Here is a 23,615-nt window from a genome sequence, read left to right as displayed (position 1 = left end):
CCGGGCCTTACTGGCCGCAGCATTTTTTAAATTTTTTACCTGAACCGCAAGGGCAGGGGTCATTACGACCAATTAATGGCCGGGTGCCGTCAATATAGTACCACTGTCCGTTTTCTTTTAAGAATCTGGAACATTCAATAATCGCGCCGGGGCGGTTATCTTCAGTAAAACGTGCGATAAAACTGACGAAGCCTTCGTCGGGATTACGTCCGTTATCGGTGGCGAAAACGGTTAAGCCGAGCCATTGCGTATTGGCAAAGCCTTTTTCAATATCGGTGCGAAAACGTGACGCTTCACAGGTCGGATGCCAGGTTTTGATTAAATAATCGACATCTTTCATCACGAATGCGCTATAGCGGGAACACATCAGCTGTGACGGGCTCGGCGCTAGCTGACCGCCGTCCAGATATCGCTGGCAACATGAGCTATACTCGAGAGCGCTGCCACAGGGGCATAATTGCGACAAAATCGCCTCCATGGAAAAGAATGACGGCGCCTGAGCGCCAACCTGCATTATGTTAACTGAGCGATGGCGCTGATGTCATGCTCGGAGTGGAAGGATATGTATCAGTACTAATGAGAAAGTTGAAGATTGGTTTAGCGCTAGGGGCTGGCGCCGCGCGCGGTTGGTCGCATATCGGCGTGATAAAAGCGCTGCATCGGGCGGGAATTGATGTCGATGTAGTGGCGGGATGTTCTATTGGTGCCTTAGTCGGTGCGGCTTACGCCTGCAATCGTCTCCCTGCGTTGGAAAAGTGGGTTAGCTCCTTTAGCAACTGGGATGTGCTGCGCTTGATGGATCTCTCCTGGCGGCGCGGCGGTTTGTTACGCGGCGAGCGGGTGTTCAATCAATACCGGCAAATTATGCCTGTTGCGCAAATCGAAGAGTGCGAACGTCGTTTTGCCGCCGTGGCGACTAACCTGAGTACCGGGCGTGAATTATGGTTTACGGAAGGTGACCTGCACATGGCGGTCCGCGCTTCTTGTAGTATGCCGGGCCTGATGTCGCCGGTGATGCATAACGGCTACTGGCTGGTAGATGGTGCGGTGGTCAATCCGGTGCCGGTCTCGCTAACGCGAGCCTTGGGGGCGGATATTGTGATTGCCGTTGACCTCCAGCATGACGCCCATCTTATGCAGCAGGACCTATTATCAATCGAATCGCCGCGTCCGGAGCCGATAGAAGAGCTAAGTTGGCATTCCCGCCTGCGATCCCGGTTGGGGAGAATGAGCTCTCGTCGTGCGACAATAACCCCCACGGCGATGGAGATTATGTCCACCTCGATTCAGGTGCTGGAAAACCGCCTGAAACGTAATCGTATGGCAGGCGATCCGCCAGATATCCTGCTACAGCCGTTTTGTCCGCAAATCTCCACTCTCGATTTTCATCGTGCTGGCGAAGCGATGGCCGCAGGACAGCTGGCCGTTGAGAAAAAAATGGATGAATTATTACCCTTGGTGCGCACTTCCGCGTAGCGCACTTGTCCAACACTTAAGTAAATTCTGACAGGCGATAGCGTGAATAGCGTGCCACTATTTAATTATCGTCAGCCAGGGGAGAGAACATGACGCAGCCATTGGCGGGAAAACAGATTCTGATAGTTGAAGACGAACCCGTTTTCCGCTCTCTTCTGGATAGCTGGCTCACTTCACTGGGGGCGACCATCCGCCAGGCGGAAGACGGCATTGAGGCGCTGCAGCAAATCGCGATTTCGAAACCGGATCTGATGATTTGTGATATCTCGATGCCGAGAATGAACGGCCTGGAGCTGGTTGAACAGGTTCGCAACCAGGGTGAACAACTTCCTATTTTGATGATTTCCGCGACCGAAAACATGGCGGACATTGCCAAAGCGCTGCGTCTTGGCGTGCAGGATGTCTTACTGAAGCCGGTAAAAGATTTTAATCGCCTGCGTGAAACGGTGTATGCATGTCTCTACCCGACAATGTTTAGTTCTCGAGTAGAAGAGGAAGAGCGATTATTTGAAGACTGGGATGCGTTAGTTAGCGATCCTCTGGCCGCGTCAAGGTTATTGCAGGAGCTTCAGCCGCCAGTACAGCAGGAGATATCTCATTGTCGCATTCATTACCGTCAGCTTATCTCTGCGGATAAACCGGGGCTGGTGCTGGATATTGCGCCGTTATCAGAAAACGATCTGGCGTTTTATTGCCTGGATGTTACCCGTGCCGGTGATAATGGCGTTCTGGCCGCATTATTATTACGCGCTTTGTTTAATGGTTTGTTGCAAGAACAGCTTGCTCATCAGGGGCAGCGACTGCCGGAAATGGGCGCATTGTTAAAACAAGTTAACCAATTACTCCGCCAGGCCAATTTACCAGGCCAATTCCCATTGTTGGTTGGTTATTATCACAGCGGATTAAAAAATTTGATTCTGGTTTCTGCTGGCCTTAACGGCACGCTGAATACCGGAGAGCATAAAATTCAAATTAGTAACGGCGTTCCGTTAGGAACGTTGGGCAACGCATACCTCAACCAAATTAGCCAGCGCTGCACATCATGGCAGTGTCAAATTTGGGGAGCAGGGGGACGTTTACGCCTGATGTTGTCTGCAGATTGAACAATTCTATCTATTTTTAGTAGGTGGGATTACCGGGCCTACATTTCCGGTGGTACTATCACTGCGTTTTATGCGTAAAAGTCCTAATTCGAGGGTATCCAAACCTTTTCAGACCAGGTTTATCTGATCAGACTGATATACTCGATGCGTTATTTATTGACGATTAAGTTCAAAAAACGAACAGTCCAGGAGATTTCAATGGCTGCCCTTAATTCTAAAGTAAGAAAAGCTGTTATCCCGGTAGCGGGATTAGGCACCAGGATGCTACCCGCCACCAAGGCTATTCCGAAAGAAATGCTGCCACTGGTAGATAAACCATTAATCCAATATGTTGTTAACGAATGTATCGCCGCTGGGATTACTGAAATTGTTCTGGTGACACACTCTTCGAAAAACTCTATTGAAAACCATTTCGATACCAGCTTCGAACTCGAAGCGATGCTGGAAAAACGTGTAAAACGTCAGCTTCTGGAAGAAGTTCAGTCTATTTGTCCGCCGCACGTCACCATCATGCAGGTACGTCAGGGGCTGGCTAAAGGTCTGGGCCACGCGGTGCTGTGCGCGCATCCGGTTGTCGGCGACGAACCGGTTGCGGTTATTCTGCCGGACGTGATTCTGGACGAATATGAATCCGATCTGACCCGCGATAACCTGGCGGAAATGATTGCTCGCTTTGACGAGACGGGCGCCAGCCAGATCATGGTTGAGCCGGTTGATGACGTTACGGCCTATGGCGTTGTTGACTGCAAGGGCGAAAGCCTGCAGCCTGGCGAAAGCGTGCCGATGGTTGGCGTTGTTGAGAAACCGAAGGCAGACGTCGCGCCGTCTAATCTGGCGGTAGTCGGTCGTTATGTGTTGAGCGCCGATATTTGGCCGCTGCTGGCGAAAACCCCTCCGGGAGCTGGCGATGAAATTCAGCTGACTGATGCTATTGATATGCTGATCGAGAAAGAAACCGTTGAAGCCTACCACATGAAAGGCAAAAGCCACGACTGCGGTAATAAGCTCGGTTATATGCAGGCCTTCGTAGAATATGGCGTTCGCCATAAAACTCTGGGCGAAGACTTTAAAGCCTGGCTTGAGCAGGCTGTCGCGAAGTAATATTCGCCAGCAGAACAACCGGATCGTCTGATGATGATCCGGTTTTTTTATGCCTGTTACTTTAAGCGTGTAGCGATAAAAAAAATCCCGCCGAAGCGGGATTTTTATATCAAGCATAAAGCTAATTAGAGCAGGAAATCGTCCAGTGTTTTACCTTGCTCGTCCATTGCTTTCTTGATGACTGCCGGAGTACGACCCTGGCCAGTCCAGGTTTTAGTTTCGCCGTTTTCATCAACGTAGCTGTATTTAGCCGGACGTGCAGCACGTTTAGTTTTGGTGCCAGCTTTAACTGCCGCCATGGTGCTCAGCAGTTCATTCGGATCAATACCGTCAGCGATCAGCATTTCGCGGTACTGTTGCAGTTTACGAGTGCGCTCTTCAATTTCTGCAGCAGCGGCGCTTTCTTCTTCGCGACGTTCGTTAACGACAACTTCTAATTTTTCCAGCATCTCTTCAAGCGTTTCAAGGGTGCATTCTCTTGCCTGCGCACGAAGAGTACGGATGTTGTTCAAAATTTTAAGTGCTTCGCTCATTGTAGTAATCTCAAACTTATATTGTGGGGTGGTTTGTTGAAGTAATAATAGAGCGATAAAATCAGATGTGCAATAGGGGAGAATGTAAGGAATTCAAAATTACTTGTTATTTGTCTGGTTGATTAAATAATTTAAGTTAAATTTTCGCGCGACTTCACATCTTCTCGCTTATAGCTTAAGCATACGCGCAGGCGCTAAAACCATGAGTCAGGATGGTTTTCCTGCGTTTCGAGAGTAAATTTATACTTTACGTGGATAAATATCACTCTTCAGTTTTAGCGCATTAGTTACGGTGATGCTTAATATAAATTGGCGGCCAAAACCCATTATAGTTGTCCGGAGAATGGCGGTTTAAGCACAAAACGACAATGATTTGTATCTGCTGGCGCAGTAACGGTCTTGCCTGAAGCTATTCATTCACCGTCCGTTTCATTTTTTGTAAAGCATTATCGTTAAGTCGGCAATACCCCCTGTGAAAGCACGGTCGGCTCGGTAATATATGATACAATTGCGCAGTAAAACACATTGATTGGGGTTACGCAGCCGATGGCACAACTTTATTTTTACTATTCTGCAATGAATGCCGGTAAGTCTACCGCACTGTTGCAGTCTTCGTACAATTACCAGGAACGAGGGATGCGTACCGTCGTTTATACCGCTGAAATTGACGACCGCTTTGGTTCTGGCAAAGTGAGCTCGCGAATCGGGCTTTCTTCTCCGGCGCGGCTGTATAATCCTCAGACGTCGTTATATGCCGATATAGCGTCAGAGCATGCCCGCCAGCCTATTCATTGCGTGCTGGTGGACGAAAGCCAGTTCCTGACCCGTGAACAGGTCCACGAGCTCTCAGAAGTGGTGGATGAGCTCGATATCCCTGTATTGTGCTACGGCTTGCGTACGGACTTTCGCGGTGAGTTATTTAGCGGTAGCCAGTATTTGTTGGCATGGTCGGATAAGCTGGTTGAATTAAAAACTATTTGCTTCTGTGGGCGAAAGGCAAGCATGGTTTTGCGTCTTGACCAGGAGGGGCGACCGTACAATGAGGGCGAGCAGGTGGTGATTGGCGGTAATGAGCGCTACGTTTCCGTATGCCGTAAGCATTATAAAGAGGCGTTGAATATCGGTTCGTTAACCCAGGTGCAAAGTAAGCTGCGCCACTGCGAATAATTCTTTAATTTCATTATCTTCAGGCGCCTGTATGGCGCCTGTTGTCTTTTATGGAATCGGTTCCTGTATTCAGATATTACCCAGTGTATTGCTTCTTATACTTCTGTATGTGAACACGAATAAAGTACGAATATAAAAAAAGCCCCATCAATAGATGGGGCTTCGTTCATATCAATGCCGTGAATTAAGCGGATTTTTTCGCTTTTTTCTCAGCTTTGACTGGAGCCGCTTCTTTTTTCACAGCCGCTGCTTCGCCTTCGACAAAGTCACGACCGTAGTAGGTGTCCAGCAGAATCTGTTTCAGCTCGGCGATCAGCGGGTAGCGCGGGTTAGCGCCGGTGCACTGGTCATCGAAGGCGTCTTCAGACAGCTTATCAACGTGAGCCAGGAAATCAGCTTCCTGAACACCGGCTTCACGGATAGATTTCGGAATACCCAGCTCCGCTTTGAGGCTTTCCAGCCATGCCAGCAGTTTCTCGATTTTCGCAGCAGTGCGGTCGCCCGGAGCGCTCAGACCCAGGTGGTCCGCGATCTCGGCGTAACGACGGCGTGCCTGCGGACGGTCATACTGACTGAATGCGGTCTGCTTGGTCGGGTTGTCATTCGCGTTATAGCGGATAACGTTGCAGATCAGCAGGGCGTTCGCCAGACCGTGAGGAATGTGGAACTGTGAGCCCAGTTTGTGCGCCATAGAGTGGCACACGCCCAGGAAGGCGTTAGCAAACGCGATACCGGCGATAGTGGCGGCACTGTGCACACGTTCGCGGGCTACCGGGTTCTTAGAACCTTCGTGGTAAGAGGCCGGCAGATACTCTTTCAGCAGTTTCAGCGCCTGCAGAGCCTGACCATCGGAGAACTCGGAAGCCAGTACGGAGACGTAAGCTTCCAGGGCATGAGTCACGGCGTCCAGACCACCGAAGGCGCACAGGGACTTCGGCATATCCATGACCAGGTTGGCATCGACAATCGCCATATCCGGAGTCAGCGCGTAATCGGCCAGCGGATATTTCTGTCCAGTTGCATCGTCGGTTACCACGGCGAACGGAGTCACTTCAGAGCCGGTACCGGAAGTCGTGGTGATGGCAACCATCTTCGCTTTAACGCCCATTTTCGGGAACTTGTAGATACGTTTACGGATATCCATAAAGCGCAGCGCCAGTTCTTCGAAGTGGGTTTCCGGATGCTCATACATAACCCACATGATTTTGGCTGCATCCATCGGGGAACCGCCGCCCAGCGCAATGATTACGTCTGGTTTGAAGGAGTTGGCCAGATCCGCGCCTTTACGCACGATGGTCAGAGTTGGGTCAGCTTCAACTTCAAAGAACACTTCGGTTTCTACGCCAGCCGCTTTCAGTACGGAAGTGATCTGGTCTGCATAACCGTTGTTGAACAGGAAGCGGTCAGTCACAATCAGCGCGCGTTTGTGACCATCAGTAATCACTTCATCCAGTGCGATTGGCAGAGAGCCACGACGGAAGTAGATAGATTTCGGAAGTTTATGCCACAACATGTTTTCAGCTCGCTTAGCAACGGTTTTCTTGTTGATCAGGTGTTTCGGACCAACGTTTTCAGAGATGGAGTTACCACCCCAGGAACCACAACCCAGAGTCAGGGAAGGTGCGAGTTTGAAGTTATACAGGTCGCCGATACCACCCTGAGAAGCCGGGGTGTTGATCAGGATACGCGCGGTTTTCATCATCTGGCCGAAGTAGGCCACGCGAGCCGGCTGGTTGTCCTGGTCGGTGTACAGGCAAGAGGTGTGACCGATACCGCCCATGGCGACCAGTTTTTCTGCTTTATCGACCGCGTCTTCGAAATCTTTCGCCCGGTACATTGCCAGCGTCGGGGACAGTTTTTCGTGAGCGAACGGTTCGCTTTCGTCAACGTCGGTAACTTCGCCGATCAGAATCTTAGTGGTGGTCGGCACGGTGAAGCCTGCCAGTTCAGCGATTTTTGCCGCCGGTTGACCAACGATCGCCGCATTCAGCGCGCCATTTTTCAGGATGATGTCCTGAACGGCTTTCAATTCTTTGCCCTGCAGCAGGTAGCCGCCGTGGCTGGCAAAACGTTCGCGAACGGCATCGTAGACCGAGTCGACAACAACAACAGACTGTTCAGAAGCACAGATAACGCCGTTATCGAAGGTTTTTGACATCAGTACGGACGCTACTGCGCGTTTAATATCGGCAGTTTCATCGATAACAACCGGCGTGTTACCTGCACCAACGCCGATAGCTGGTTTACCAGAACTGTAAGCAGCTTTAACCATACCTGGGCCACCGGTGGCGAGGATCAGGTTGATGTCAGGGTGGTGCATCAGCGCATTAGACAGTTCTACTGAAGGTTGGTCGATCCAACCAATCAGATCTTTCGGCGCACCGGCAGCAATCGCCGCCTGCAATACGATGTCAGCCGCTTTGTTGGTAGCGTCTTTAGCACGCGGGTGCGGGGAGAAGATAATGGCGTTACGCGTCTTCAGGCTGATCAGCGATTTGAAGATAGCCGTTGAGGTCGGGTTGGTAGTCGGAACGATACCGCAAATAATACCGATTGGTTCAGCAATGGTGATGGTACCGAAAGTGTCGTCTTCAGACAGGACGCCACAGGTTTTTTCATCTTTATAGGCGTTGTAGATATATTCGGAGGCGAAGTGGTTTTTGATCACTTTATCTTCAATAATACCCATGCCGGATTCGGCAACGGCCATTTTTGCGAGAGGGATTCGAGCATCTGCAGCGGCCAGAGCGGCGGCACGGAAGATCTTATCAACTTGTTCTTGAGTGAAACTGGCATATTCACGCTGGGCTTTTTTTACGCGCTCTACAAGTGCGTTAAGTTCAGCGACATTAGTAACAGCCATAATGCTCTCCTGATAATGTTAAACTTTTTTAGTAAAACAGTAGCTCGATTCGACATTATAGACAGGCTGTTAACAGCTTGCATGTAAATGTTAACGTAAAGATTTCTAACGCTTTGAACACACTGATTTACTAAAAAAGCTTTGTCTCACTACGCACTCAGGTACTTCGGCCTTTCACTCTCTTGATGTAGCCAAGATTACTCACTTCTGAGTATGAATTACGTGATTTAGATCAATATTTGGCGATGCTGATACCTTTCAGCAGGGCAATAATTGACCAGTTAGATGATGGGGAGTGATAATGTATGCATATTTAATGAATAAAGCCCATCCGCTAAACAAATATATAACAAATAAAAGCAAACAGCCGCGGCTGCATATTTGAGATGAATTGTGGCTATGAAAAGGGTATCTTCTGCCAAATTAATTTGTACTGACACTGTCAACAGCCTTTTTTAATGGTGCTGCGGAGTTCACTGTGACCCTACCGTTGTTTGATTTCGCTGTTTATTTTAAATTTTTTATCGGCCTTTTCGCGCTGGTCAACCCGGTCGGCATCATCCCGGTTTTCATTAGCATGACCAGCTACCAGACGGCGCTGGTGCGGAATAAGACGAATCTGACGGCTAATCTGTCGGTGGCTATCATTCTCCTTACCTCGCTCTTCCTTGGCGATGGCATCTTGCAAATTTTCGGCATCTCTATTGATTCTTTCCGTATTGCGGGTGGGATCCTGGTGGTGACTATCGCCATGTCGATGATTAGCGGCAAACTCGGTGAAGATAAACAAAACAAACAGGAGAAGTCGGAGACGGCTATTCGGGAAAGTATCGGGGTCGTACCGTTAGCGTTACCTTTAATGGCGGGGCCGGGGGCGATAAGCTCCACGATCGTTTGGGGGACTCGCTATCACTCCATTGCCCACCTGATCGGTTTTTCAATCGCCATTGCGCTGTTTGCCGCCTGTTGTTGGGGAATTTTCCGCATGGCGCCGTGGTTGGTCAGATTGTTAGGGCAGACCGGGATTAACGTCATTACTCGTATCATGGGTCTGTTGCTGATGGCTTTAGGGATTGAGTTTATCGTCACCGGGATTAAAGCGCTGTTTCCTGGATTGACAGGGTAACTTACTTGGCAGGCGCGGGGCGTGGGGCCTCGCGTTTGAAAGATTATTAGCAAAACTTATTTCTGCAGCTGATATAAAAGACAAACTATAACTTTTACCAATTATGATTTAATTTTATATTTATCATATGGTTAGTCGTTTTTATTCTATCTCGCCGTACTGTCTTTCTCCCCTCATCACTGTTATTTTCGTCACATCATTCTCTGGCGCTTGCTGTCGGATCATTGAAATGATATTAGTAATTTCTGCGAGACAGCAGATTAATGTGCTAAAAATTAGACAATTGTTAAATTATTGTGCAAAAAAGCAACTTTGCGCGCAGAGCGGGAACGCAAAATGACAGGGTGTTCCTATCTTGCTGATTAAAAGCAATATTTTTGCTTTTTTAACATGATAAGTCTTACGTTAAGTGCGGCTAAAAAAACAATAAAAGAGAATCCGGTAACATATTTGCAAATTGCATTGGCGGACATGAAACCGTTTTGGTACTTTCCGGCCTGATCGCTAACTAAATAATGTGCACAAATGAGAATTATTATTACATAACTCATTGTGCCGGAATTCCCCTCTGGACAGGGGGATAAAGAATCGACGTCAAGGCTGCCGTTTGAGCGGTCGTAATAAATAAGTCGGTGATAGCAAGCAGTAGAATCTGACAGCGGCAAAGACTCCTGCACTGTACAGAATCCCTTTAAGGGAAAAATAACAGGCTGGTTAAATAACCAGTAATTATAATGAGTGGAGTAACAACACATGACCATCATCACTAAAAAAAGTCTGGTAGCGGCGGGAATTTTATCTGCGCTAATCACCGCAAATGTTGCTATGGCAGCAGATGTTCCTGCTGGGGTGCAACTGGCGGATAAACAAACGCTGGTGCGTAATAACGGGGCAGAGGTGCAATCTCTGGATCCGCATAAAATTGAAGGCGTCCCGGAGTCCAACGTTAACCGCGATCTGTTTGAAGGGTTAGTGATTGGCGATCTTAACGGCCATCCTGTGCCGGGCGTTGCCGAATCGTGGGATAACAAGGATTTTAAAGTCTGGACCTTCCATATCCGCAAGGATGCCAAATGGTCCGACGGTTCACCGGTTACCGCGCAAGATTTCGTTTATAGCTGGCAGCGTCTGGCCGATCCGAAAACGGCATCTCCTTACGCCAGCTATCTCCAGTACGGCCATGTCGCCAACGTCGATGAGATTATCGCTGGCAAAAAACCTGCAACAGACCTTGGCGTCAAAGCGATTGACGACAAAACGTTTGAAGTCACGCTGAGCGAACCGGTTCCTTATTTCTATAAACTCCTCGTCCATCCATCCGTTTCTCCAGTACCCAAAGCCGCCATTGAAAAATATGGTGAGAAATGGACTCAGCCGGCGAATATTGTCACCAACGGCGCTTATAAATTAAAAGACTGGGTGGTCAACGAGCGTATTGTGCTCGAGCGTAATACGAATTACTGGGACAACGCCAAAACCGTTATTAACCAGGTAACTTACCTGCCAATTTCTTCTGAAGTTACCGATGTGAACCGCTATCGCAGCGGCGAGATCGACATGACCTATAACAACATGCCGATTGAACTGTTCCAGAAGCTGAAAAAAGAGATCCCGAAAGAAGTTCACGTCGATCCTTATCTGTGTACTTATTATTACGAAATCAATAACCAGAAAGCGCCATTTACCGACGTACGCGTCCGTACCGCGCTTAAGCTGGCGCTGGATCGCGATATTATCGTCAATAAAGTGAAAAACCAGGGCGATCTGCCGGCTTACAGTTATACCCCGCCATACACCGACGGCATGAAACTCGTTGAGCCGGAGTGGTTCAAATGGTCTCAGGACAAGCGTAATGAAGAAGCGAAAAAATTGCTGGCGGAAGCCGGTTATACCGCTGATAAACCGCTGACCTTTAATCTGCTCTACAACACTTCCGATTTACATAAAAAACTGGCTATCGCCGTGGCGTCCATCTGGAAGAAAAACCTTGGCGCTAACGTTAAGCTGGAAAATCAGGAGTGGAAAACCTTCCTCGATAGCCGTCATCAGGGCACCTTTGACGTCGCTCGCGCCGGCTGGTGCGCTGATTACAACGAGCCGACATCGTTCCTGAACACCATGCTCAGCGACAGCTCTAACAACACGGCGCATTATAAGAGCCCGGCATTCGATAAGATCATCGGCGATACCCTGCAGGTCACCGATGAAGCGAAACGCGCCGAGCTGTACGCGCAGTCGGAACAACAGCTGGATAAAGATTCCGCGATTGTGCCTGTTTACTACTATGTGAACGCGCGCCTGGTTAAACCGTGGGTTGGCGGTTATACCGGTAAAGACCCGTTGGATAATATTTACGTGAAGAACCTTTATATTATCAAACATTAATGGCAAGACGTGGGGCAGGCTGAGCTTGCCCCACCGTGTCTGAATTCATCGCACTCGATAGGCACAGGCCAGAAGGTACGGGCAATGTTAAAATTCATATTACGTCGCTGTCTGGAAGCGATTCCGACGCTATTCATTCTTATTACTATCTCTTTCTTCATGATGCGCCTCGCGCCGGGCAGTCCTTTTACCGGTGAACGCACGCTGCCGCCGGAAGTCATGGCGAATATTGAAGCGAAATATCATTTAAACGACCCCATCATGACCCAGTACTTCAATTATCTGAAGCAACTGGCGCACGGTGATTTCGGTCCTTCCTTCAAATATAAAGATTATTCGGTCAACGATCTGGTCGCATCAAGCTTCCCGGTTTCCGCCAAACTGGGCCTTGCTGCCTTCTTGTTAGCCGTGATTCTTGGCGTCAGCGCCGGGGTTATTGCCGCGTTAAAACAGAATACCAAATGGGACTACGCGGTGATGGGGGTGGCAATGACCGGCGTCGTCATACCGAGTTTCGTGGTGGCGCCGCTGCTGGTGATGATTTTCGCCATCACGCTGCACTGGTTGCCTGGCGGCGGCTGGAACGGCGGGGCGCTGAAATTTATGATCCTGCCGATGGTGGCGTTATCGCTGGCCTATATTGCCAGTATCGCCCGTATCACCCGCGGTTCGATGATTGAAGTTTTGCACTCTAACTTCATTCGCACCGCAAGGGCGAAAGGTCTGCCGATGCGCAGAATTATCTTCCGCCACGCGCTGAAGCCTGCGCTGCTGCCGGTGCTTTCCTATATGGGTCCGGCGTTCGTCGGCATTATCACCGGTTCAATGGTTATCGAAACGATTTACGGCCTGCCGGGTATTGGCCAGTTATTCGTCAACGGCGCGCTTAACCGCGACTACTCGCTGGTGCTCAGCCTGACGATTCTGGTCGGCGCACTGACCATTCTGTTTAACGCGATCGTCGACGTGCTGTACGCCGTTATCGATCCGAAAATTCGCTACTGAAGCCGGAGTTCGCCATGATGTTAAGTAAGAAAAACAGCGAGGCGCTGGAGCACTTCAGTGAGAAGCTGGAGGTTGAGGGCCGTAGCCTGTGGCAGGATGCGCGTCGCCGCTTTATGCATAACCGCGCGGCGGTAGCCAGCCTGATTGTGCTGGTGATTATTGCGCTGTTTGTGACTATCGCTCCAATGTTGTCGCAGTTCTCCTATTTCGATACCGACTGGGGGATGATGTCCAACGCTCCGGATATGGAGTCTGGTCACTATTTTGGTACCGATTCATCCGGTCGCGACCTGCTGGTGCGCGTAGCGATTGGCGGACGTATTTCGCTGATGGTTGGCGTGGCCGCAGCGCTGGTGGCGGTGATCCTCGGCACCCTCTATGGTTCACTTTCCGGTTATCTCGGCGGCAAAGTGGACTCGGTGATGATGCGTTTGCTGGAAATCCTCAACTCCTTCCCGTTCATGTTCTTCGTGATCCTGCTGGTTACCTTCTTTGGTCAGAACATCCTGCTGATCTTTGTGGCGATCGGGATGGTATCTTGGCTGGATATGGCGCGTATCGTACGCGGTCAGACCCTGAGTCTGAAACGTAAAGAGTTCATCGAAGCCGCGCAGGTCGGCGGGGTCTCCACCGCGAATATCGTTATTCGTCATATCGTGCCGAACGTCCTGGGCGTGGTGGTGGTTTACGCTTCACTGCTGGTACCCAGCATGATTCTGTTCGAATCCTTCCTGAGCTTCCTCGGCCTTGGTACCCAGGAGCCGCTGAGCAGTTGGGGCGCGTTACTCAGTGATGGCGCCAACTCAATGGAAGTCTCGCCGTGGCTGTTATTGTTCCCTGCCGGGTTCCTGGTGGTAACGCTGTTCTGTTTCAACTTTATCGGCGATGGCCTGCGTGATGCCCTCGACCCGAAAGACCGCTAAGGAGCGCCGTCATGAGCACAATTGAAATGACTAAAGCGCCGCAGGCCGCGCAGCAAAGCGGTCTGCTGCTGGATGTGAAGGATCTTCGGGTGACGTTTAAAACGCCGGATGGCGATGTCACCGCGGTTAACGATCTGAATTTTAACCTGCGGGCTGGTGAAACCTTAGGTATCGTCGGTGAGTCAGGTTCCGGTAAATCGCAAACGGCATTCGCTTTAATGGGGCTGCTGGCGGCGAATGGCCATATCGGTGGTTCCGCCACTTTTAACGGTCGTGAAATCCTCAATTTGCCGGAGCGCGATCTGAATAAGCTTCGTGCCGAACAGATTTCGATGATTTTCCAGGATCCGATGACGTCGTTGAACCCTTATATGCGGGTCGGCGAGCAGCTGATGGAAGTGCTGATGCTGCATAAAGGGCTGAGCAAAGCCGCGGCTTTTGAAGAGTCGGTACGGATGCTCGATGCGGTGAAGATGCCGGAAGCGCGTAAGCGCATGAAGATGTTCCCGCACGAGTTCTCCGGCGGGATGCGCCAGCGCGTGATGATCGCCATGGCGCTGTTATGTCGGCCAAAACTGCTGATTGCCGATGAACCGACCACCGCGTTGGACGTCACCGTGCAGGCACAGATCATGACCCTGCTTAACGAGCTGAAGCGCGAGTTTAACACCGCGATTATTATGATTACCCACGACCTCGGCGTGGTGGCGGGGATCTGCGATAAGGTACTGGTGATGTATGCCGGGCGTACCATGGAATACGGTCAGGCGCGCGATGTGTTCTACCAACCGTCGCACCCGTACTCGATCGGTTTGCTCAATGCGGTACCGCGTCTCGATGGCGAAGGCGATTCCTTGCTGACGATTCCCGGCAACCCGCCGAACCTGCTGCGTCTGCCGAAAGGATGTCCGTTCCAGCCGCGCTGTCCGCATGCTATGGAAATCTGTAATAGCGCTCCGCCTCTGGAGTCGTTTGCGCCAGGTCGCCTGCGCGCCTGCTTTAAACCGGTAGGGGATCTGCTATGAACGCCGTGATCGAACAAAGAAAAGTGTTGCTCGAAATTGCTGACCTGAAAGTACATTTTGATATTAAAGATGGTAAGCAATGGTTCTGGCAGCCGTCAAAAACGCTCAAAGCGGTGGATGGCGTTACTCTGCGCCTGTATGAAGGCGAAACGCTCGGGGTGGTTGGTGAATCCGGCTGCGGTAAATCGACCTTCGCCCGCGCCATCATCGGCCTGGTGAAAGCTACCGACGGTAAAGTGGCCTGGCTTGGAAAAGATCTGTTAGGCATGAAGCCGGAAGAGTGGCGCGACGTGCGCAGCGATATCCAGATGATCTTCCAGGATCCTTTAGCATCGCTGAATCCGCGTATGACCATTGGCGAAATCATCGCTGAACCGCTGCGGACCTATCACCCGAAGATGCCGCGTCAGGAAGTGCGCGATCGCGTGAAGGCGATGATGATGAAGGTCGGACTGCTGCCGAACCTGATTAACCGCTATCCGCACGAATTCTCCGGCGGCCAGTGTCAGCGCATTGGTATCGCTCGCGCGCTGATCCTTGAGCCTAAGTTGATTATTTGCGATGAGCCGGTATCGGCGCTGGATGTTTCCATCCAGGCGCAGGTGGTGAACTTACTACAACAACTGCAGCGGGAGATGGGGCTGTCGTTGATTTTTATTGCCCATGACCTGGCGGTAGTAAAACATATTTCCGACCGCGTGCTGGTCATGTATTTGGGTCATGCGGTGGAGTTAGGTACCTATGATGAGGTGTACCATAATCCGCTGCATCCTTATACCAAAGCGCTGATGTCGGCCGTACCGGTGCCGGATCCTGATCTTGAGAAGAATAAAACCATCCAACTGCTGGAAGGGGAGTTGCCTTCGCCGATTAATCCGCCTTCGGGTTGCGTGTTCCGCACCCGATGTCCATTGGCCGGGCCCGAATGCGCCAAAACGCGTCCGGTGCTGGAAGGCAGTTTCCGCCATGCGGTTTCCTGCCTGAAGGTAGACCCGTTATAATCACTTGGGCTGACTGATGTCAGCCCTTTTTTATTGTGAGGTTAACGTGGCAGTTTCGCTTTCCGCCGCCCGTTTGCGGCTTTACCATTTACTTTTCGATCAAACTCGTCGCTCCGGCCGCCGTTTTGAAGGGCTTTGCGGTTTATTCGCCCTGTTGAGCGTGGTCATTATTTTTGTTGAGTCCGGGCTCGGTTCGCAGTATCACCTGTCGCTAGATGAATGGCATATTTTTGTCTGGCTGGAGTTGGGGGTCACCGCGGTCTTCACCGCGGAATATATTTTACGCGTTATAAGCTGGCCGAATCCGCTGCGCTATATCTTCAGCTTCTGGGGATTTATCGATCTGGCGACCGTTTTGCCGTTGTATGTGATGTGGTTATGGCCGGAAATGAGCCTCGAGTATGTTTTTGCCTGGCGGGCCATGCGGGTTATCCGCGCGCTGCGTATTCTTAAACTGCTGCGCTTTATGCCGTCGCTGAATATTTTTTGGCGGGCTATCGTCAGCGCCCGTCATCAGCTCATTCTGTTCTACTCGTTTATTGCTATTGTGATGGTGATTTTCGGCTCGCTGATGTATTTAATTGAAGGGCCGCAATACGGGTTTACCACCTTAAATGCTTCGGTCTATTGGGCAATCGTCACCATTACTACCGTGGGATACGGCGACATTACGCCGCATACTCCATTAGGGCGGATACTCGCCTCGGTGTTAATTCTCATCGGTTATTCTATCATCGCCATCCCAACCGGGCTGATAACGACCCATATGACTACGGCGCTGCAAAATCGACGCGCTCGCCGCGTTTGCCCAAACTGTAACAACGCCGAGCATGATAAAAATGCTCGTTTCTGCCACGCCTGCGGAACAGAATTACCGCAATAACGTATAAAACAAAAAGCCTGCCGATGTTACCGTCGGCAGGCTTTTTTACAGGCGCATTAGCTTAATGCTTATTCACGCCACAGAATGTGGCACAGCTTGTGATCTTTTTCGCGGCACAGCAGAACGCGAGCGAAGATATCGTTGATCTCGCCGCCATCGGTATCGGCCAGGCCAATGACAACTTCGGCGAAGAAATCTGGATTGAGGTCGTAATCGACATGCTCCTGCCAGTCTTCCGCCGGGTCAAACAGCTCGGCGCCGCCGCGCTCTTCAAACTGCAGATTGAAAAGAATGATATCCGCCGGGTCGAGGTTATCTGCCGCCAGCTCAAGAAAGATATCGTAGGCCTGTTCGAGCGTTTCGTCTTCGGTCAGGCGATTGTTTAAATCCATATCCATGATTGCTACCCGTTAAGCATCTGATGGGCACGTTTTACAGCAACGGGCTGAAGAAGTAAAACAGTCGCTCTGCGATCCGCTGCCATAGCGGACGTTTGGCCCACAGTTTTGCATCCAGCAGGCGCGATCGGGAGATGTAATCGTCCTGTACCGCCGCCAGGTCTCCGCCGAAGCCCACGTCGTCGATCGCCAGCGTGATCTCGAAATTAAGCCACAGGCTGCGCATATCGAGATTAACGGTACCGACCAGGCTCAATTCGCCATCCACCAGCACGCTTTTGGTATGTAGCAGACCGCCTTCGAATTGGTAAATTTTCACGCCAGCGGCAAGCAGTTCAGTGAAGAAGGCGCGACTGGCCCAGCCTACCAGCAGGGAGTCGTTTTTACGCGGCATGATAATACTCACCTCGACACCGCGTTGGGCGGCGGTACAGATGGCGTGCAGCAGGTCATCGCTGGGGACGAAGTAGGGGGTGGTCATGATCAGATGTTCTTTCACCGCATAGGCTGCGGTTAACAACGCCTGATGAATCAAATCTTCCGGGAAGCCGGGACCAGAAGCAATGGTATGGATGGTATGTCCATTGGCTTCCTCAAACGGCATGATGTTGACGTCCGGCGGCGGCGGCAAAATTCGCTTGCCGGTCTCAATTTCCCAGTCGCAGGAGTAGACGATACCCATCGCCGTCGCCACCGGACCTTCCATTCGCGCCATCAGATCGACCCATTGGCCGACGCCGGAATCCTGTTTGAAGTAGCGCGGGTCAACCATATTCATGCTACCGGTGTAGGCAATATAGTTGTCAATCATCACCATTTTACGGTGCTGACGCAGATCCATACGGCGTAAAAATACACGCATCAGATTCACTTTCAGCGCTTCGACCACCTCGATACCGGCGTTACGCATCATTGCCGCCCACGGGCTGCGGAAAAAGGCGACGCTACCGGCCGAATCGAGCATCAGCCGGCAATGCACGCCGCGGCGCGCGGCGGCCATCAGCGATTCCGCCACCTGATCGGCCATCCCGCCGGGCTGCCAGATGTAGAACACCATTTCGATGTTATGCCGCGCCAGCTGGATGTCTCGAATCAGCGCCTGCATGACATCATCAGATTCGGTCAGCAGCTGTAGCTGGTTACCTTTTACGCCAGCGATTCCCTGGCGACGTTCGCACAGTTTGAACAGTGATTCGGCAACCGGGCTATTTTCTTCAGCAAAAATATGTTTGCAGCTTTTCAGGTCCGTTAGCCATTTGGCGGTGGAGGGCCACATGGCGCGAGCGCGCTCGGCTCGACGCTTACCAAGATGCAGTTCGCCGAAGGAGAGGTAAGCGATAATTCCCACCAGCGGCAGGATGTAAATGATCAGTAACCATGCCATGGCGGAAGGCACTGCGCGACGTTTCATTAAAATGCGTAATGTAACGCCGGCAATCAGTAGCCAGTAACCAAGAATGACTAGCCAGTTTACGACCGTGTAAAAGGTTGTCATAGATGAAAAATCCTTTTGAATAGCCCGATGCCATGAGTTTACGCATCATCATCCATCTGGCAAATAAAAACGCAGCGAAAGCGATGGTCAGACAGATTCATCGGTTTATAATGAGGGCTGTTTTTCACTCGTAGAGTAGTAGCAATGAAGCGTAGTAGAACGGAAGTAGGGCGCTGGCGCATGCTTAGACAAGTAAGTCGCCGTAAATCGCGCTGGCTGGAAGCCCAATCTCGCCGCAACATGCGGATTCTTTCAATCAGGAAGTGCCTGGTCAAACGGCAGCGTCATGCTTTGCTGTTCACCTTCTCTGAATTCTGAGAGTTAAAACGAAAGGCACCGCTTGCGGTGCCTCTGTGTTTTAAGTGGGTGATTAAAATACTTTTTTGTAAGGTTTCACCGAGACGTGCTGATAGACGCCTGCGGCGATATAGGGGTCATCGTTGGCCCAGGACTGCGCCGCTTCCAGCGATTCAAATTCTGCGATAACCGTTGAGCCGCTAAATCCTGCCGCGCCAGGTTCATTGCTATCTACCGCGGGCATCGGGCCTGCGGTCAGTAAACGGCCTTCATCATGTAATAGTTGTAGGCGCGCCAGATGGGCAGGGCGCACCGCCTGGCGTTTTTCCAGAGAATCGGCGATATCTTCTGCGTAGATGACGTAAAGCACGGCAAGGCTCCTTAATCAAAAAATAGGCAAATCACGTGACGTGAAAGCGTTATGAGCAGCAATGTAAGATGCGCACGCCTTTAGCATGCCACGGCACGCCGGTTTTTTTCCACAAAACGAGGCAAAATTTGATGCAGGATAACACGTCTTATTGAATATGATTGCTATTTGCATTTAAAATCAGGGCATCATTTTTCAACAGAAACGACTATGAGCGCAATGACCCTTGATTTACCTCGCCGCTTTCCGTGGCCAACGCTGCTGTCCGTGGCTATCCACGGTGCCGTTGTGGCGGGGTTGCTTTATACCTCGGTACATCAGGTTATTGAAAAGCCTTCGCCTTCACAGCCAATCGAAATAACGATGGTAGCGCCGGCGGATTTAGAGCCTCCACAGGCGGCGCAGCCGGTCGTTGAACCCGTTGTTGAACCGGAGCCGGAGCCGGAACCTGAAGTGGTGCCTGAGCCGCCAAAAGAGGCGCCAGTGGTAATCCACAAACCGGAGCCGAAGCCCAAACCTAAGCCGAAACCAAAGCCTAAGCCAGAGAAAAAGGTCGAGCCGAAACGTGAGGTGAAACCCGCTGAGCCGCGTCCGGTCTCGCCGTTTGAGAATAACAATACGGCGCCTGCGCGTACCGCCCCGAGTACGGCGGCAACGGCAAAACCGATGACCACCGCGCCGAGCGGTCCTAAAGCGTTGAAACGCGGCGACCCTTCTTACCCGCAACGTGCGCAGGCGCTACGTATTGAAGGTGACGTGAGCGTGAAATTTGATGTTACTGCCGATGGTCGCGTGGAGAACATCCAGATAGTCTCCGCCAAGCCGGCCAATATGTTTGAGCGTGATGTCAAAACAGCGATGCGTAAATGGCGCTACGAGCCTGGCAGACCGGGTACTGGCCTGACGATGAACATCCAATTCCGCTTAAATGGCGTGAAAATGGATTAATCCTGCTGATGAAAAAGGCCCCTTTGAGGGCCTTTTTTTACGCTTCTTGCAGGGCTTCATCGAGCGCTTTTTGCGCGGTAACCAGGTGTTGGCCGCCGAACAGAATCGCCCGATTAAGTAAGGTATATAGCTGGTAAATCGGTTGTCGTTCAAGGAAGCCAGCAGGCAGCGGCGAGACCGACTGGTAACCGTCATAAATCTGCGGCGGCTGTTCCGGATGAAGTGGCAGCATAGCCAAATCGCATTCGCGATCGCCCCAATAACACGCCGGATCGAAAATATACGGGCCATTGGGCCCCAGCGCGCAGTTCCCTGACCACAAGTCGCCATGTAATAAAGAAGGCTGCGGCTGATGGTTGCTGAGCCGCCGCTGTACGGTGTCGACAATGCTGTCGATATCGCCGAAGTGCAGCCCTTTTTCCGCCGCTAGCTCCAGCTGCCAGCCAATGCGTTGTTCAGCGAAAAACGTTGACCAGCGGCGCTGCCAGGCATTCGGCTGCGGGGTCGTCGACAGATCGTTGTCAAAATCAAGGCCAAACTGCGGCTGATCGCTCCACTGATGTAAATGGGCAATTTGCTGACCGAGAAGAAACGCGTTATGTGCATCCAGCGGGCGCGGCGGTATATATTCCATCACCAGAAAGCTGTAATCCCGATCGCTGCCGACGGCGAAGACCTGCGGAACGCTAACGGTTTTACAGCGCGAGAGCAGCTCCAGCTGATCGGCTTCCGCGGTAAAAATGGGGAGCAGCTCGCGTTCATCGCATTTGACGAAATAATCTTTCCCGCCAAAACGTAAATGCCAGGCGGCATGGATTTCTCCGCCGGGTAGCTCGTTGCGCAGTTCGATTTCAGCGCCGTCAGTGTGCTGCTCGCTTAACAAATTGCTAATAGCTTGCCACATGCTGTCTCTCCCCATGTTTTCCACCATATCATAAGGTTAGCGTATAACCTGGCCGTAAAGTACGAGCTAACGCACAACTGGCGCCTTCAGCGGTGGCGATCGCACTTATTGAGCTTTTAACCATTCGCTAAATGTGGTGATGGCGATCTCTGCCGGTCTGCCTAAGGCCGTTTCCGCAAGACCTGCGCTTAAAGCCCGGACGTCGTCGGCGCTCTGCGCGCTCAGCAGGCCAAATGTGTTGGTGCCTAATTCATGAGTTTTGCCATCATCATCGTTGAGCGTCAGGACAAAACCTGCGCGGATGAAATGATTGCTGAGCTCATTTATCTCGGTCAGCGCCTGTTCCTGAAATTTAACGGTGATCACGTGCGCGGTAATATCGTTGCTCATTTTTCACTCTGTTGTTATGCATGGAATTTCTAGCATAGACCATGATGGCGAATTGACCCCCTTCACCGGAGCGAAGGGGGGCGAGACTAGCGGCCACACAGGTAATCGTAGATTTTCTGCGTATTGGCTAAGGAACAGAGACGGGTGCCGTGGTTAATCGTGGCGGCGCTGCCGGCGGCGACGCCAAAGCGGACCATATCTTCCAGCGAGGCGTGCTCGGCGAGACGCAAAGTCATCGCGCCGACCATACTGTCGCCGGCGCCGACGGTGCTTTGGCTTTTCATCGGCGGCGGCACCACCTGTACGCTACCGTTGGAATCAACCCCCAGCGCCCCCTGCGGGCCCAGCGAAACCACTACCCGGCGTACTTTTCCGGAGCGGATGAGCTCCAGCGCGGCATTGCGCACATCGTCCGGCTGGCTGAGGTCGCGCTGTACCAGCGCGCTGAGTTCTTTCTGGTTAGGTTTGACCAGTTCGATATTGCCAACGTCCAGCGCGGCGGCCAGCGCATCGCCAGAGCTGTCGATGATGCAACGCAGCCCGTGTTGCTGGGCATTTTTTACCAGTTGAGTCAGATGCCCGACGCTGATACCGGGCGGCAGACTGCCGCTGATAACCAGCAGAGAACCGGACTCAATCGCCAGCACTTTCTCTTCCAGGCGGCGGAATTCATCTTCGGTTAGCGCCGCGCCGGGCATGACAAAGCGATATTGTTCGCCGCTGGCATCGACATGCACATGTAAGTTTTGCCGCGTCCAGTCGCGGGTTTCTACTGTTTCGACCGGGACCTGCTCGTCAGCCATCAGGGCTGAAAGATGCTCGCCGGTGGCGCCCCCAACCGGAAAAATCGCCGTCGCTTTACCGCCCAGAAAAGTAATCGCCCGGGCGACGTTGATACCGCCACCGCCGGGTTCGAAAACCGGAGCGCTACAGCGTAATTTGCCTTCGGGGTAAATTTGCGGCGTCAGCGTTGCGCTGTCGAGTGATGGGGCTAGCGTGAGCGTATAAATTTTGGTCATCCTGTTCCTCCTTAATACGAATAAAGCTGCTTTTTTAAGCATGGCACCGAAATGGAGTGAGGGGAAGCGGGGCGGGCCGCGGATTTACAAAGATGTCTATGTTTTTATCTTTATGAAATAAAGATTGTTTTGGGAACCGTCTTATTCAAAAAACGAAATAGCAACTGATTGCTAAGTTATTCGTGCTTTTTTATAATCAAGCGCCTTTCTTAAGACTCGCATTCAGCGCGCCTCGCGAAAGTTTCCGGGACCTGTCGGGTCTCCTTAAATGTTGTACGGACTCTAAATTCAATGAAGGGATCTCTGGTCCATTCATCATTTGTACTGTCCTGAAGATATGTATTTTAGAGAGTTATAATGAAGCTTTTGAAGACAGTACCCGCAGCGGCATTGCTGGCGGGGGGGCTTTTTGCGTCTGTAAACGCACTGGCCGATGATTCCGTTTTTACCGTCATGGATGACCCTTCCACTGCTAAGAAACCTTTCGAAGGTGCTGTGAATGCGGGTTATCTCGCTCAGTCCGGCAACACGAAAAGCTCCTCAATGACCGCTGACTCAACGCTGACCTGGTACGGCGATACCACGGCCTGGTCACTGTGGGGCAACGCGAGCAACACGTCCTCTAACGATCAACGCTCTTCGGAAAAATATGCCGTTGGCGGTCGTAGTCGTTATAACCTGACCGATATGAACTACGTATTTGGTCAGGCCAGCTGGCTGACCGACCGCTACAACGGTTATCAACAGCGCGACGTCCTGACCGCCGGTTATGGTCGCCAGATCCTCAACGGCCCGGTTCACAGCCTGCGTTTTGAATTTGGTCCGGGCGTGCGTTATGACGAATATACCGATGGCGATAACGAAACTCAGCCGCTGGGTTACGCGTCCGGAACCTGGGCGTGGCAGATGACCGACAACGCTAAATTTACGCAAGGTGTTTCGGTATTCGGGGCTGAAGACACGACGCTGAATTCGGAAAGTGCATTAAACGTGGCCATCAACGCCCACTTTGCGCTACGCGTCGCCTATAACCTGACGTGGAACTCGCAGCCGCCGGCCTCGGCGCCTGAGCATACCGACCGCCGCACCACCTTGTCGCTCGGTTATAAAATGTAATTTTTCAGGCCGGGCAGCCGGCCTGATTCCTGTTGTATCCTGCCGGGTATGAATACTCACTATAACGGATGATTTTTTCATTCGTTT

General features: G+C 51.5%; 23 protein-coding genes. 14 read left to right on the top strand and 9 right to left on the bottom strand.

Going from position 1 to position 23,615, the window contains the following annotated elements; genetic code table 11:
- Positions 1-7: 7 nt before the first annotated feature.
- A complete protein-coding gene (locus PGR09_RS17060) occupies positions 8-466 on the bottom strand; it encodes a YchJ family protein (protein ID WP_430916339.1) in 459 nt (152 codons plus the stop codon).
- 110 nt (positions 467-576) lie between these two features.
- Between PGR09_RS17060 and rssA the strand changes: the two genes are divergently transcribed.
- The 3 genes from rssA (at position 577) to galU (ending at position 3,680) form a co-directional block, all read left to right on the top strand.
- Positions 577-1,476 (top strand): patatin-like phospholipase RssA, encoded by a 900-nt coding sequence (gene rssA, locus PGR09_RS17055; protein WP_045397562.1) that lies wholly within the window; start codon positions 577-579, stop codon positions 1,474-1,476.
- Between the two features lie 89 nt (positions 1,477-1,565).
- Positions 1,566-2,579: a two-component system response regulator RssB gene (gene rssB / locus PGR09_RS17050; RefSeq protein ID WP_045397559.1), complete on the top strand. Its 1,014-nt coding sequence runs from the start codon at positions 1,566-1,568 to the stop codon at positions 2,577-2,579.
- Between the two features lie 198 nt (positions 2,580-2,777).
- Complete coding sequence (gene galU / locus PGR09_RS17045) at positions 2,778-3,680, top strand: UTP--glucose-1-phosphate uridylyltransferase GalU (protein ID WP_045397556.1); 903 nt, start codon at positions 2,778-2,780, stop codon at positions 3,678-3,680.
- Between the two features lie 125 nt (positions 3,681-3,805).
- Here the strand turns inward: galU and hns are convergent, their stop codons facing one another.
- Positions 3,806-4,213: a histone-like nucleoid-structuring protein H-NS gene (gene hns, locus PGR09_RS17040; RefSeq protein WP_004103116.1), complete on the bottom strand. Its 408-nt coding sequence runs from the start codon at positions 4,211-4,213 to the stop codon at positions 3,806-3,808.
- A 546-nt stretch (positions 4,214-4,759) separates the two neighbouring features.
- Between hns and tdk the strand changes: the two genes are divergently transcribed.
- Complete coding sequence (tdk, locus tag PGR09_RS17035) at positions 4,760-5,380, top strand: thymidine kinase (protein WP_045397553.1); 621 nt, start codon at positions 4,760-4,762, stop codon at positions 5,378-5,380.
- Between the two features lie 184 nt (positions 5,381-5,564).
- Here the strand turns inward: tdk and adhE are convergent, their stop codons facing one another.
- Complete coding sequence (gene adhE / locus PGR09_RS17030; RefSeq protein ID WP_430916338.1) at positions 5,565-8,243, bottom strand: bifunctional acetaldehyde-CoA/alcohol dehydrogenase; 2,679 nt, start codon at positions 8,241-8,243, stop codon at positions 5,565-5,567.
- 478 nt (positions 8,244-8,721) lie between these two features.
- Between adhE and PGR09_RS17025 the strand changes: the two genes are divergently transcribed.
- From PGR09_RS17025 to PGR09_RS16995, 7 genes are all read left to right on the top strand, one after another.
- Positions 8,722-9,369 carry a YchE family NAAT transporter gene (locus PGR09_RS17025; protein ID WP_045397549.1) on the top strand — a complete coding sequence of 216 codons (648 nt, stop codon included), beginning with the start codon at positions 8,722-8,724 and terminating at the stop codon, positions 9,367-9,369.
- Positions 9,370-10,122: 753 nt separating this feature from the next.
- Positions 10,123-11,754, top strand: a complete 1,632-nt coding sequence (oppA, locus tag PGR09_RS17020; RefSeq protein WP_045397547.1) for an oligopeptide ABC transporter substrate-binding protein OppA — start codon at positions 10,123-10,125, stop codon at positions 11,752-11,754.
- An 84-nt stretch (positions 11,755-11,838) separates the two neighbouring features.
- Positions 11,839-12,759 (top strand): oligopeptide ABC transporter permease OppB, encoded by a 921-nt coding sequence (gene oppB, locus PGR09_RS17015; RefSeq protein ID WP_015367069.1) that lies wholly within the window; start codon positions 11,839-11,841, stop codon positions 12,757-12,759.
- A gap of 14 nt (positions 12,760-12,773) precedes the next feature.
- Positions 12,774-13,682: an oligopeptide ABC transporter permease OppC gene (oppC, locus tag PGR09_RS17010; protein ID WP_015367068.1), complete on the top strand. Its 909-nt coding sequence runs from the start codon at positions 12,774-12,776 to the stop codon at positions 13,680-13,682.
- An 11-nt stretch (positions 13,683-13,693) separates the two neighbouring features.
- A complete protein-coding gene (locus PGR09_RS17005) occupies positions 13,694-14,707 on the top strand; it encodes an ABC transporter ATP-binding protein (RefSeq protein ID WP_047046733.1) in 1,014 nt (337 codons plus the stop codon).
- Positions 14,704-15,708: a murein tripeptide/oligopeptide ABC transporter ATP-binding protein OppF gene (gene oppF, locus PGR09_RS17000; protein WP_015367066.1), complete on the top strand. Its 1,005-nt coding sequence runs from the start codon at positions 14,704-14,706 to the stop codon at positions 15,706-15,708. The genes PGR09_RS17005 and oppF overlap by 4 nt, the downstream gene beginning before the upstream one ends.
- A 16-nt stretch (positions 15,709-15,724) precedes the next feature.
- Positions 15,725-16,591 (top strand): ion transporter, encoded by an 867-nt coding sequence (locus PGR09_RS16995; protein WP_045368707.1) that lies wholly within the window; start codon positions 15,725-15,727, stop codon positions 16,589-16,591.
- A gap of 68 nt (positions 16,592-16,659) precedes the next feature.
- On the opposite strand, the gene PGR09_RS16990 is transcribed toward PGR09_RS16995, so the two are convergent.
- Entirely contained in the window at positions 16,660-16,989 is a 330-nt protein-coding gene (locus PGR09_RS16990) for an HI1450 family dsDNA-mimic protein (RefSeq protein ID WP_015367064.1), read from the bottom strand.
- 34 nt (positions 16,990-17,023) lie between these two features.
- Positions 17,024-18,484, bottom strand: coding sequence for a cardiolipin synthase (gene cls / locus PGR09_RS16985; protein ID WP_430916337.1), 1,461 nt, complete (start codon positions 18,482-18,484; stop codon positions 17,024-17,026).
- 144 nt (positions 18,485-18,628) lie between these two features.
- Here cls and PGR09_RS16980 point away from each other — a divergent pair, with 144 nt between their 5' ends.
- Entirely contained in the window at positions 18,629-18,802 is a 174-nt protein-coding gene (locus PGR09_RS16980) for a YciY family protein (protein WP_086538044.1), read from the top strand.
- Between the two features lie 52 nt (positions 18,803-18,854).
- Here PGR09_RS16980 and PGR09_RS16975 read toward each other — a convergent pair whose 3' ends face one another.
- The gene (locus PGR09_RS16975; protein ID WP_015367051.1) at positions 18,855-19,151 is read right to left on the bottom strand and encodes a YciI family protein; all 297 of its coding nucleotides are present in this window, start codon (positions 19,149-19,151) and stop codon (positions 18,855-18,857) included.
- A 210-nt stretch (positions 19,152-19,361) separates the two neighbouring features.
- Here PGR09_RS16975 and tonB point away from each other — a divergent pair, with 210 nt between their 5' ends.
- Complete coding sequence (tonB, locus tag PGR09_RS16970; protein WP_430916336.1) at positions 19,362-20,099, top strand: TonB system transport protein TonB; 738 nt, start codon at positions 19,362-19,364, stop codon at positions 20,097-20,099.
- A 37-nt stretch (positions 20,100-20,136) separates the two neighbouring features.
- Here tonB and PGR09_RS16965 read toward each other — a convergent pair whose 3' ends face one another.
- The 3 genes from PGR09_RS16965 to pfkB all read right to left on the bottom strand — a co-directional run bounded on the left by PGR09_RS16965 (position 20,137) and on the right by pfkB (position 22,412).
- Positions 20,137-21,003: a fructosamine kinase family protein gene (locus PGR09_RS16965; RefSeq protein ID WP_430916335.1), complete on the bottom strand. Its 867-nt coding sequence runs from the start codon at positions 21,001-21,003 to the stop codon at positions 20,137-20,139.
- A gap of 105 nt (positions 21,004-21,108) precedes the next feature.
- On the bottom strand, positions 21,109-21,393 hold the full coding sequence (ghoS, locus tag PGR09_RS16960; RefSeq protein WP_047046721.1) for a type V toxin-antitoxin system endoribonuclease antitoxin GhoS: 285 nt from the start codon (positions 21,391-21,393) through the stop codon (positions 21,109-21,111).
- An 86-nt stretch (positions 21,394-21,479) separates the two neighbouring features.
- Entirely contained in the window at positions 21,480-22,412 is a 933-nt protein-coding gene (gene pfkB / locus PGR09_RS16955) for a 6-phosphofructokinase II (RefSeq protein ID WP_396279745.1), read from the bottom strand.
- 357 nt (positions 22,413-22,769) lie between these two features.
- Here pfkB and PGR09_RS16950 point away from each other — a divergent pair, with 357 nt between their 5' ends.
- Positions 22,770-23,528 (top strand): DUF481 domain-containing protein, encoded by a 759-nt coding sequence (locus tag PGR09_RS16950; protein ID WP_015705111.1) that lies wholly within the window; start codon positions 22,770-22,772, stop codon positions 23,526-23,528.
- The last annotated feature ends 87 nt before the right edge of the window (positions 23,529-23,615 follow it).

Source organism: Klebsiella sp. 141251 (genome assembly GCF_050600725.1).
GTDB classification, from domain to species: Bacteria; Pseudomonadota; Gammaproteobacteria; order Enterobacterales; family Enterobacteriaceae; genus Klebsiella; species Klebsiella aerogenes.
This window is presented reverse-complemented; position numbering and strand designations above follow the sequence as displayed.

What these genes read in the sequence shown, in the direction of transcription:
- rssA (WP_045397562.1), top strand. Translation starts at nt 577, where the DNA reads ATGAGAAAGTTGAAGATTGGTTTAGCGCTAGGGGCTGGCGCCGCGCGC.
- rssB (WP_045397559.1), top strand. Translation starts at nt 1,566, where the DNA reads ATGACGCAGCCATTGGCGGGAAAACAGATTCTGATAGTTGAAGACGAA.
- galU (WP_045397556.1), top strand. Translation starts at nt 2,778, where the DNA reads ATGGCTGCCCTTAATTCTAAAGTAAGAAAAGCTGTTATCCCGGTAGCG.
- hns (WP_004103116.1), bottom strand. Translation starts at nt 4,213, where the DNA reads ATGAGCGAAGCACTTAAAATTTTGAACAACATCCGTACTCTTCGTGCG.
- tdk (WP_045397553.1), top strand. Translation starts at nt 4,760, where the DNA reads ATGGCACAACTTTATTTTTACTATTCTGCAATGAATGCCGGTAAGTCT.
- adhE (WP_430916338.1), bottom strand. Translation starts at nt 8,243, where the DNA reads ATGGCTGTTACTAATGTCGCTGAACTTAACGCACTTGTAGAGCGCGTA.
- oppA (WP_045397547.1), top strand. Translation starts at nt 10,123, where the DNA reads ATGACCATCATCACTAAAAAAAGTCTGGTAGCGGCGGGAATTTTATCT.
- oppB (WP_015367069.1), top strand. Translation starts at nt 11,839, where the DNA reads ATGTTAAAATTCATATTACGTCGCTGTCTGGAAGCGATTCCGACGCTA.
- oppC (WP_015367068.1), top strand. Translation starts at nt 12,774, where the DNA reads ATGATGTTAAGTAAGAAAAACAGCGAGGCGCTGGAGCACTTCAGTGAG.
- PGR09_RS17005 (WP_047046733.1), top strand. Translation starts at nt 13,694, where the DNA reads ATGAGCACAATTGAAATGACTAAAGCGCCGCAGGCCGCGCAGCAAAGC.
- oppF (WP_015367066.1), top strand. Translation starts at nt 14,704, where the DNA reads ATGAACGCCGTGATCGAACAAAGAAAAGTGTTGCTCGAAATTGCTGAC.
- PGR09_RS16995 (WP_045368707.1), top strand. Translation starts at nt 15,725, where the DNA reads ATGTCAGCCCTTTTTTATTGTGAGGTTAACGTGGCAGTTTCGCTTTCC.
- PGR09_RS16990 (WP_015367064.1), bottom strand. Translation starts at nt 16,989, where the DNA reads ATGGATATGGATTTAAACAATCGCCTGACCGAAGACGAAACGCTCGAA.
- cls (WP_430916337.1), bottom strand. Translation starts at nt 18,484, where the DNA reads ATGACAACCTTTTACACGGTCGTAAACTGGCTAGTCATTCTTGGTTAC.
- PGR09_RS16980 (WP_086538044.1), top strand. Translation starts at nt 18,629, where the DNA reads ATGAAGCGTAGTAGAACGGAAGTAGGGCGCTGGCGCATGCTTAGACAA.
- tonB (WP_430916336.1), top strand. Translation starts at nt 19,362, where the DNA reads ATGAGCGCAATGACCCTTGATTTACCTCGCCGCTTTCCGTGGCCAACG.
- PGR09_RS16965 (WP_430916335.1), bottom strand. Translation starts at nt 21,003, where the DNA reads ATGTGGCAAGCTATTAGCAATTTGTTAAGCGAGCAGCACACTGACGGC.
- ghoS (WP_047046721.1), bottom strand. Translation starts at nt 21,393, where the DNA reads ATGAGCAACGATATTACCGCGCACGTGATCACCGTTAAATTTCAGGAA.
- pfkB (WP_396279745.1), bottom strand. Translation starts at nt 22,412, where the DNA reads ATGACCAAAATTTATACGCTCACGCTAGCCCCATCACTCGACAGCGCA.
- PGR09_RS16950 (WP_015705111.1), top strand. Translation starts at nt 22,770, where the DNA reads ATGAAGCTTTTGAAGACAGTACCCGCAGCGGCATTGCTGGCGGGGGGG.